This window comes from Amycolatopsis sp. NPDC051102 (genome assembly GCF_040682815.1).
GTDB lineage: Bacteria > Actinomycetota > Actinomycetes > Mycobacteriales > Pseudonocardiaceae > Amycolatopsis.
In genome coordinates, this window is record NZ_JBFBBT010000032.1 from 77,134 (window position 1) to 87,323 (window position 10,190).

The 10,190-nt window shown below is 70.7% G+C and carries 5 protein-coding genes; all 5 read left to right on the forward strand.

Translation table 11 applies throughout. From position 1 onward, the window contains the following. The first annotated feature begins 41 nt into the window (after positions 1-41). The 5 genes from glgX (at position 42) to glgB (ending at position 10,034) form a co-directional block, all read left to right on the forward strand. On the forward strand, positions 42-2,189 hold the full coding sequence (glgX, locus tag AB0M93_RS45205; protein WP_364286443.1) for a glycogen debranching protein GlgX: 2,148 nt from the start codon (positions 42-44) through the stop codon (positions 2,187-2,189). A 426-nt stretch (positions 2,190-2,615) separates the two neighbouring features. Beyond that, positions 2,616-4,598 (forward strand): maltotransferase domain-containing protein, encoded by a 1,983-nt coding sequence (locus AB0M93_RS45210; protein ID WP_364286446.1) that lies wholly within the window; start codon positions 2,616-2,618, stop codon positions 4,596-4,598. A gap of 38 nt (positions 4,599-4,636) precedes the next feature. Then, a complete protein-coding gene (gene treS, locus AB0M93_RS45215; RefSeq protein WP_364286449.1) occupies positions 4,637-6,445 on the forward strand; it encodes a maltose alpha-D-glucosyltransferase in 1,809 nt (602 codons plus the stop codon). A gap of 5 nt (positions 6,446-6,450) precedes the next feature. After that, positions 6,451-7,830, forward strand: a complete 1,380-nt coding sequence (locus AB0M93_RS45220; RefSeq protein ID WP_364286452.1) for an aminoglycoside phosphotransferase — start codon at positions 6,451-6,453, stop codon at positions 7,828-7,830. Next, positions 7,827-10,034, forward strand: a complete 2,208-nt coding sequence (gene glgB, locus AB0M93_RS45225) for a 1,4-alpha-glucan branching protein GlgB (protein ID WP_364286455.1) — start codon at positions 7,827-7,829, stop codon at positions 10,032-10,034. Before AB0M93_RS45220 ends, glgB begins: the two co-directional genes overlap by 4 nt. Positions 10,035-10,190 lie beyond the last annotated feature (156 nt).

Genomic DNA, 10,190 nt, shown 5'->3' on the forward strand with positions numbered 1-10,190 from the left:
AGAGCGCGCACGGACCGCCGCTTGTCTGGGACGATTCAGGCATGGCCACACGACCCTCCGCCGACCACGTCCTCGCCGGCCGCCCCTTCCCGCTCGGAGCCCACCCCGAGGCCGGCGGGGTGCGGTTCGCGATCACGTCCGCCGTCGCGGACGCCGTCGAGCTGTGCCTGATCGACGCCGACGGGTCGGAACGCCGGATCGCGCTCACCGAGCGCACCTTCGGCGTCTGGCACGGCCTGGTGCCCGGCGTGACGCCGGGGCAGCGGTACGGCTACCGGATCCACGGCCCGTACGACCCGGGCCGCGGCCTGCGGTGCAACCCGCACAAGCTGCTCGTCGACCCCTACGCCCGGCAGATCACCGGCGGGCTCACCGACCTGGCCGCGGCCCAGGGCTTCACCGGCGACCCGGAGCGCGGGCCGATGTCCACTGTGGACTCCCTGGGCAGCGTGCCGCTGTCGGTCGTCACCTCGCCGGGCGGCCCGGACACCGGGATCAAGCCGGAGGTGCCGTTCGAGGAGGCGGTGGTCTACGAGCTGCACGTCAAGGGCTTCACGCAGCAGCACCCGTTCATCCCGGCGGCGCTGCGCGGCACCTACCTCGGGCTGGCCCACCCGGTGGCGATCGAGTACCTGACCCGGCTCGGCGTCACCTCGGTCGAACTGCTGCCGGTGCACGCGTTCCTCGACGAACCGTCGCTGATGCGGGCCGGGCGGCACAACTACTGGGGCTACTCGCCGCTCGGCTTCTTCGCCCCGCACGCCGCCTACGCGAGCGAGCCGGGCCACGAGGTCGAGGAGTTCCGGCTGATGGTGGCCGCCCTGCACGCGGCGGGCATCGAGGTGATCCTCGACGTCGTGTTCAACCACACCTGCGAGGGCGGGCCGGACGGGCCGACGCTGAGCTTCCGCGGGCTGAACGCGCCGGTGTACTACCTGCACACCGAGCGCGGGCACATGGCCGACATCACCGGCTGCGGCAACACCCTGGAGGCCGGCTCGCCGACCGTGGTCCGGCTGGTGACCGACTCGCTGCGGTACTGGACGCAGGAGATGGGCGTCGACGGCTTCCGGTTCGACCTCGCCAGCACGCTGGGGCGGCCGCGCGGGGGCGCGTTCGACCCGGCGTCGACACTGCTCACCGCGATCACCACCGACCCGGTGCTCTCGCGCTGCAAGCTGATCGCCGAGCCGTGGGACGCCACCGGCGAGGGCTACCGCGTCGGCGGCTTCGGCGCCCAGTGGGCCGAGTGGAACGGCCGCTACCGCGACACGATCCGCGACTTCTGGCGCGGCGCGACCGGCGTCCGCGACCTCGCCTACCGGCTGTCCGGCTCGTCGGACCTGTACGACCACAACCTGCGCCGTCCGTGGCAGTCGATCAACTTCGTCACCGCCCACGACGGCTTCACGCTGCGGGACCTGGTGTCCTACAACGAAAAGCACAACGAGGGCAACGGCGAGGACAACCGCGACGGCACCAACGACAACCGCTCCTGGAACCACGGCGCCGAGGGGGAGACGTCCGACCTGGCGATCCGCGCGCTGCGCGCCCGGCAGGCCCGGAACCTGTTCGCCACGCTGCTGCTGTCCACCGGCACCCCGATGCTCACCGCGGGCGACGAGTTCTGGCGGACCCAGGGCGGCAACAACAACGCCTACTGCCTCGACGACGAGACGTCCTGGCTGGACTGGACACCCGACGACCCCGAGGCCGAGGCCATGCTGGCCTTCGCCCGCCGGGTGGTGCGGCTGCGCGCGAACAGCCCGGCGCTGCGGCAGCCGGAGTTCTTCGAAGGCCGGACCACCCCGACCGGCAAGCCCGACCTGGTCTGGTTCCGCCCGGACGGCGAGGAGTTCGGCGAGAGCGACTGGTTCGAGGACCGGCACACGCTGGGCATGTGGATCGACGGGTCGAACAGCCAGGCCCGCAACCGCGAGGGCGAGCTGGTGCCCGACCACTCGTGGCTGCTCTGGCTGCACGCCGGCGACGCCCCGGCCGAGGTGATCCTGCCGGGCCGCGAGTACGGCGAGACGTTCAAGCCGACCCTGGACACGAGCACCGCCGACGGCAGCCCGGCCAACCCGGGCACCCTGGAGGCGAAGGGCCGGGTGACCCTCCAGTCCCGGTCCCTGCTCCTGCTCCGCGCCCCCCGCCTGGCGGCGGAACCCCACCCCGAACCCTACTGACCCACCCGAACCGGCCGACACGCGTGACCAGAGGGTCGACACGCGTGACCAGAGGGTCGACACGCGTGATCGAAGGGTCGACACGGCGGCCGTGCTCGTGTCGACCCTCCAATCACGCGAGTTGACTTCCCAATCACGCGTGTCGACTCCGCGATCACGCGTGTCGACCCTGGGGACACGGTCGAGTCGTCCGTTGGGGTACGGGTTTCGGCCGTTCGGGTTGGTGTGTCGGCCGGGCGGGACCGGGGGCCGGGCCGGCGGCCGGGCGTAACCTGCCGGACACCTGGCCGGAACTCGTTGCGCCGAAAGCGTTTCACCTGATCCAGTTTGGGTACAGGGATAGAGAACCCTGCCTCGTGGGCGCTTGATCGAGTCAGGCAGACTGTCGCCGTCTGCGTCCAACCGACATATCGAGGGGCGTTGCCCATGACCGGCCGGCTCGGCATCGACGACGTCTCCCCCAGCGTGAGCTGCGGCCGGTATCCGGCCAAAGCCGTTGTGGGGGAACACATCCCGGTCTTCGCGACCGTTTGGCGCGAAGGCCACGACGCCGTCGCGGCCACCGTCGCGTGGCGCGGCCCGGAAGACCGGCTGACGCGCCAGACGCGGATGGTGCCGCGCGGCCCCGACCACCCGGACGAGTTCGCCGCGGTGATCGTCCCCGACACCACCGGCCTGTGGACGTTCCGCATCGACGCGTGGGGCGATCCCTGGGCGACGTGGGAACACGCCGTCGAAGTGAAGGTCGCCGCCGGGCAGGGCCCCGAAGACCTCGCGAACGACATCGAGAACGGTGCCCGGCTGATCGAGCGCGTCTCCCGCCGCCCGGACCGCCGGGGGGAGAAGGCGCTGCTGACCGGCGCGGTGAAGGCCCTGCGCGACGAAGAGCTCAGCCTCGCCGAGCGTGTCGGGCCCGCGCTCTCGCCCGAGGTCCGCCAGGTGATGCACGAGTTCCCGGTGCGGGAGCTGATCACCAAGGGCAAGCCGCACAAGGTGTGGGTGGATCGCCGCCGCGCCGCGTACGGCTCCTGGTACGAGCTGTTCCCCCGCAGCACCGGCGGTCTCGACGCCGAGGGCAAGCCGGTGCACGGCACCTTCACCACCGCCGCGAACGCGCTCGACCGCGTCGCGAAGATGGGCTTCGACGTCGTCTACCTCCCGCCGATTCACCCGATCGGGCGAGTGAACCGCAAGGGGCCGAACAACACGCTCGACGCCAAGCCGGAGGACGTCGGCTCGCCGTGGGCGATCGGCGCCGACGAGGGCGGCCACGACGCCATCCACCCCGACCTCGGCACTTTCGACGACTTCGACGCCTTCGTCGCGCGTGCGGGAGAACTCGGCATGGAGGTGGCGCTCGACTTCGCGCTGCAGGCCGCGCCCGATCACCCGTGGGTGCTCAAGAACCCCGAGTTCTTCACGACCCGCCCGGACGGCTCGATCGCGTACGCGGAGAACCCGCCGAAGAAGTACCAGGACATCTACCCGATCAACTTCGACAACGACCCCAAGGCCGTCTACGAAGAGATGCTGCGGGTCATCACCGTCTGGATCGACCACGGGGTCAAGATCTTCCGGGTCGACAACCCGCACACCAAGCCGCCGGACTTCTGGGCGTGGCTGATCCAGTCGGTCAAGGACGCCCACCCGGACGTGCTGTTCCTGGCCGAGGCGTTCACCCGCCCGGCGCGCCTGTGGGGCCTGGCCCGGCTCGGCTTCACCCAGAGCTACACCTACTTCACCTGGCGCACCGGCAAGCAGGAGCTGATCGACTTCGCGATCGACCTGCGGGAACACTGGCACGAGGGTCGGCCGAACCTGTTCGTCAACACCCCGGACATCCTCCACGAGTCGCTGCAGCGCGGCGGCCCGGGCATGTTCGCGCTGCGGGCGGCGCTGGCGGCGACGATCTCGCCGACGTGGGGCGTCTACTCCGGCTACGAGCTGTTCGAGCACGTCCCGGTCCGCGAAGGCAGCGAGGAGTACCTCGACTCCGAGAAGTACCAGCTTCGCCCGCGCGACTTCGAGCGCGCGCTCGAAGAAGGGCGTTCGCTGGAGCCGTGGCTGGCGAAGCTGAACGCCGTCCGGCGCGCGCACCCGGCGCTGCAGCAGATGCGCACCCTGCACTTCCACCACATCGACAACGACGCGCTGCTGGCCTACTCCAAACAGGACCCGGCCACCGGCGACACCGTGGTCACGGTCGTCACTCTCGACCCGTACGGGCCCCAGGAGGGCACGCTCTGGCTCGACACCGGTGCGCTCGGCTTCGAAGCGCACGAACGGCTCATCGCCCACGACGAGGTCACCGGCGACACCTGGGACTGGGGCCCGGCGAACTACGTCCGGCTCGAGCCCTGGCGAGCGGTCGCGCACGTGGTCTCGGTGAGACGCCGGCTGGCCGGCTGAGGTGGAAGGACAGGGACTCGAGGGACGAGGTGGAACACATGGCGGAAGAAGCCCGGCCCGACGCGGCATTGGGGCTGGAAGGTGTGCCGCACACCGGTGAGGCGATGACCGCCGACGGCATGCTGGTCGAACCGCAGGCCGGGGACTTCCGGTCGGCGCAGCAGGCGCCGAGCAACCCGGAGTGGTTCAAGGGCGCGGTGTTCTACGAAGTGCTGGTGCGCGCGTTCGCCGACTCCAACGGCGACGGCACCGGCGACCTGCGCGGCCTGGCCGGCCGGCTCGACTACCTGGCCTGGCTGGGCATCGACTGCCTGTGGCTGCCGCCGTTCTACGCCTCGCCGCTGCGCGACGGCGGGTACGACATCAGCGACTTCCGCGCGGTGCTGCCGGAGTTCGGGAGCGTCGAGGACTTCGTCTTCCTGCTCAACGAGGCCCACCGGCGGGGCATCCGGGTGATCACCGACCTGGTGCTCAACCACACCTCGGACGCGCACCCGTGGTTCCAGCAGTCCCGCAGCGACCCCGACGGCCCGTACGGCGACTACTACGTGTGGAGCGACGACGACTCCCGCTACGCCGACGCGCGGATCATCTTCGTCGACACCGAGACGTCGAACTGGACCTACGACCCGGTCCGCGGCCAGTTCTACTGGCACCGGTTCTTCTCCCACCAGCCCGACCTGAACTACGAGAACGCCGACGTCCAGAACGCGATGATCGACGTCCTGCGGTTTTGGCTGGACCTGGGCATCGACGGGTTCCGCCTGGACGCCGTGCCGTACCTGTTCGAGCAGGAGGGCACCAACTGCGAGAACTTGCCGCGCACGCACGAGTTCCTCAAGCGCTGCCGCAAGGTCGTCGACGACGAGTACCCGGGCCGGATCCTGTTGGCGGAGGCCAACCAGTGGCCCTCGGACGTCGTCGAGTACTTCGGTGACCCGCAGGTCGGCGGCGACGAGTGCCACATGGCGTTCCACTTCCCGCTGATGCCGCGGATCTTCATGGCCGTCCGGCGCGAGTCGCGGTTCCCGATCTCGGAGATCCTCACCCAGACCCCGGAGATCCCCAGCGGCACGCAGTGGGGCATCTTCCTGCGCAACCACGACGAGCTGACCCTCGAGATGGTCACCGACGAAGAGCGCGACTACATGTACGCGGAGTACGCCAAGGACCCGCGCATGAAGGCCAACATCGGCATCCGCCGCAGGCTCGCGCCGCTGCTGGACAACGACCGCAACCAGCAGGAGCTGTTCACGGCCATGCTGCTGTCGCTCCCCGGTTCGCCCGTTCTGTACTACGGTGACGAGATCGGCATGGGAGACAACATCTGGCTCGGCGACCGCGACGCGGTGCGCACCCCCATGCAGTGGACCCCGGACCGCAACGCCGGGTTCTCTTCCTGCGACCCGGGCCGCATCTACCTGCCGGTGATCATGGACCCGGTGTACGGCTACCAGGGCCTGAACGTCGAGGCGCAGTCGAACAACGCTTCTTCGCTGCTCAACTGGACCCGCCGGATGATCGAGGTGCGCAAGCAGCACCACGCGTTCGCCGAGGGCGAGTTCGTCGACCTCGGCGGCTCCAACCCGAGCGTGCTGGCCTACAAGCGCCAGTGGCGGCGCCCGGACGGCGGCGAAGATGTCGTGCTCTGCGTGAACAACCTCTCCCGGTTCCCGCAGCCGGTGGAGCTGGATCTGTCCGCGCACCGCGGGTGCACGCCGGTGGAGCTCACCGGCGGCGTGCGGTTCCCCAGCATCGGGGACCTGTCGTACCTGCTGACGCTGCCGGGGCACGGCTTCTACTGGTTCCAGCTGACGAGCCCGGGAGACGAAGGCGAAGCGAGGTGAGTCCCTTGTCCGACCCGCGCGAGCTGGTCGACGACCTGACCGAGGACCTGAAGCGCTGGCTGCCGGAGCAGCGCTGGTTCGCCGGCAAGGACCGGCCGGTGACCGGTGTCCGGCGGCTCGGCGTGACCGAGCTGGTTTCCGGTGATCCGCAGTTGCTGCACGTCGTGATCGAGGTCGCCCAAGACGACCGGCGCGAGCCGTACCAGCTGCTGGTGGGCCGGCGGACGCACCCGCCGGAGATCGCCTCGACCAGCTGGATCGGCGCCGTCGGCGACCTCAACGCCTACGAGGCGTCCGGCGACCTCGACGTCACCGGTGTGCTGCTGGACCTGATGGCCCGGGAGGAGCAGGTCGGTGCGCTGATCTTCGAGCACGAGCCCGGGGTGACGCTGGACACCGGCCTGCGGGCCCGGCCGATCACGTCGGAGCAGAGCAACACGTCCCTGGTCTACGGCGGGCAGTACATCCTCAAGCTGTTCCGGAAGCTGACGCCGGGCAAGAACAAGGACCTGCTGCTGCACCGCGCGCTGCAGGGCGTCGGCAGCAAGCACATCGCGCAGCCGCTCGGCTCGATCACCGGCGACCTGGACGGCGAGCCCACCACGGTCGGCATGCTCCAGCAGTTCGTCTCGGACGCGGTCGACGGCTGGGCGATGGCCACCACCAGCGTCCGCGACCTGATGGCGGCGCCGGAACTGCACGCCGGGGAGGTCGGCGGCGACTTCGCCGGCGAGGCCGAGCGGCTCGGGCGGGCCGTCGCCGAGGTGCACGCGGACCTGGCCGAGGCCCTCGGCACCGAACCCGTCGACGCCGACGAGATGGAACGCTCGACGAAGGCGATGCTCGACCGGCTCGACGCGGTCGCCGGCCGGGTGCCGGAGCTGGCGCCGCACGCCCCGAAGCTGCGGGCGGCGTTCGAAAAGCTGCGCACGCTGCCCGCCGACGCGGTGACCATGCAGTACATCCACGGCGACCTGCACCTCGGCCAGGTGCTGCGGACGGTCGGAGGCTGGCTGCTCATCGACTTCGAGGGCGAGCCCGCGGCCCCGGTCGAGGAGCGGCACGCGCTGCGGTCGCCGTTGCGCGACGTCGCGGGCATGCTGAGGTCGTTCGACTACGCGGCCCAGCAGATGCTGGTCGGCCAGCCGGACGAGCCGGCGCTGGCCGAGCGCGCCCACGAATGGTCGGAGCGCAACCGGGCGGCGTTCTGCGAGGGGTACGCCGCCATCGCGGCGGACCCGCGCGACCAAGGCGAGCTGCTGCGCGCCTTCGAACTCGACAAGGCGGTCTACGAGGTGGGCTACGAGCACGCGAACCGGCCGGACTGGCTCGGTGTGCCGCTCGCCTCGATCGCCCGGATCACCAACGGAGGGACGACACCGTGAACGCGGCACCCGAAGGCCTCCCGGCCGCGGCCCCGCCGGCCGCGGACATCGACCGGCTGCTCGCCGGGTCCCACCACGACCCGCACTCGGTGCTGGGCGTGCACGCGGTGGGCAAGGGCTTCGCGGCCCGGGCCCTGCTGCCCGGCGCGAAGGCCGTCACGCTCTGCGCGGGCTCGGACCGCTACCCGATGGAGCCGGTGATCGACGCGCTGTTCGCCGTCGCCGTGCCCGAGCACCCCGGCGACTACCGGCTGGAGATCGAGTACGACGGGCACACCGTCACCGCCGACGACCCGTACCGCTGGCTGCCCACGGTGGGCGAGCTGGACCTGCACCTGATCGGCGAGGGCCGGCACGAGCGGCTGTGGGAGGCGCTCGGCGCCCACGTCCGGTCCTACGAGACGCCGAACGGCGTCGTCGAGGGCACGTCGTTCGCGGTCTGGGCGCCGAACGCCCGCGGCATCCGCGTGATCGGCGACTTCAACGGCTGGGACGGGCGCGGGCACTCGATGCGCTCGCTCGGCTCGTCCGGCGTCTGGGAGCTGTTCGTGCCCGGCGTCGGCGTGGGCACCTGCTACAAGTTCCGGATCCTCGGCGCCGACGGCAACTGGCACGAGAAGGCCGACCCGATGGCGTTCGCCACCGAGCAGCCGCCGGCGACGGCGTCGGTCGTCACCAGCTCCGCGCACCTGTGGTCGGACGAAGACTGGGTCGCGAAGCGTGAGGCCACCCAGTGGATCGCGGCGCCGATGAGCGTCTACGAGGTCCACCTCGGCTCGTGGCGGCCCGGCCTGGACTACCGGGAGCTGGCCGACCAGCTGGGCGACTACCTCGTCGAGACCGGCTTCACCCACGTGGAGCTGCTGCCGGTGTCGGAGCACCCGTTCGGCGGCTCGTGGGGCTACCAGGTGACGTCGTACTACGCGCCGACGTCCCGCTTCGGCTCCCCGGACGACTTCCGCTACTTCGTCGACCGCCTGCACCAGCGGGGGATCGGCGTGCTCGTGGACTGGGTGCCGGCGCACTTCCCGCGCGACGCCTGGGCGCTGGCCAAGTTCGACGGCACCGCACTGTACGAGCACGCGGACCCGCGTCGCGGCGAGCAGCCCGACTGGGGCACGCTCGTGTTCGACTTCGGCCGCAACGAGGTCCGCAACTTCCTCGTCGCCAACGCGCTGTACTGGATCGAGGAGTTCCACCTCGACGGCCTGCGCGTGGACGCCGTCGCGTCGATGCTCTACCTCGACTACTCCCGCAAGGAAGGGGAGTGGCTGCCGAACCAGTACGGCGGCCGCGAGAACCTCGATGCCGTGCGGTTCCTGCAGGAGCTGAACGCGACCGTCTACAAGCGACACCCCGGGATCGTGATGGTCGCGGAGGAGTCGACGGCCTGGCCGGGCGTCACGCGCCCGACCCACCTCGGCGGCCTCGGGTTCGGCTTCAAGTGGAACATGGGCTGGATGCACGACACGCTCCGGTACCTTTCGCACGAGCCGATCCACCGCGCGTACCACCACAACGAGATGACGTTCTCGCTGGTGTACGCGTGGAGCGAGAACTTCGTGCTGCCGCTGTCGCACGACGAAGTGGTGCACGGCAAGGGATCCCTGTGGGGCCGGATGCCGGGCGACGCCTGGAACAAGGCGGCCGGCCTGCGCTCGCTGCTGGCGTTCATGTGGGCGCACCCGGGCAAGCAGCTGCTGTTCATGGGCGGCGAGTTCGGCCAGCCGGGGGAGTGGTCGGAGTCGAAGTCGCTCGACTGGCACCTGATGGACGAGCCGCTGCACCTCGGCGTGTGGGAGCTGCTCCGGTCGCTGAACTCGGTGTACCGGTCGTCGCCGGCGCTTTACAGCCAGGACGCGTCCCCGGACGGCTTCCGCTGGATCGACGCGAACGACTCGAGCGGCAACGTCCTGAGCTTCCTCCGCATCGGCGCCGACGGCTCCCGGCTGGCCTGCGTGGCCAACTTCGCGGGCGTCCCGCACCACGACTACCGAGTGGGCCTGCCGGCGGCGGGCCGTTGGCGGGAGGTCGTCAACACCGACGCGGAGGCGTACGGCGGTTCCGGCGTCGGCAACATGGGCGCGGTGGAGGCCGTCGAGGAGCCGTGGCACGGCCAGCCGGCTTCCGCGGTCCTCCAGCTGCCCCCGGCCGGCGTCCTCTGGCTGGTCGAGGAGACCCCACCGGACCCCGACTTGGCGTGACCCGAGGGTCGACACGCGTGATCCGAAGGTCGACTCGCGTGATTGAGGGGACGACACGGCACTGGCGGCCGGTGGAGCCAGGAAAAAAACCAAGCGCACCACCCAAAACAGGGGAGATAGGGAAAGGGGGGGGGGGGGGGAGGGTGGGGGAGTGTG

What these genes read in the sequence shown, in the direction of transcription:
- glgX (WP_364286443.1), top strand. Translation starts at nt 42, where the DNA reads ATGGCCACACGACCCTCCGCCGACCACGTCCTCGCCGGCCGCCCCTTC.
- AB0M93_RS45210 (WP_364286446.1), top strand. Translation starts at nt 2,616, where the DNA reads ATGACCGGCCGGCTCGGCATCGACGACGTCTCCCCCAGCGTGAGCTGC.
- treS (WP_364286449.1), top strand. Translation starts at nt 4,637, where the DNA reads ATGGCGGAAGAAGCCCGGCCCGACGCGGCATTGGGGCTGGAAGGTGTG.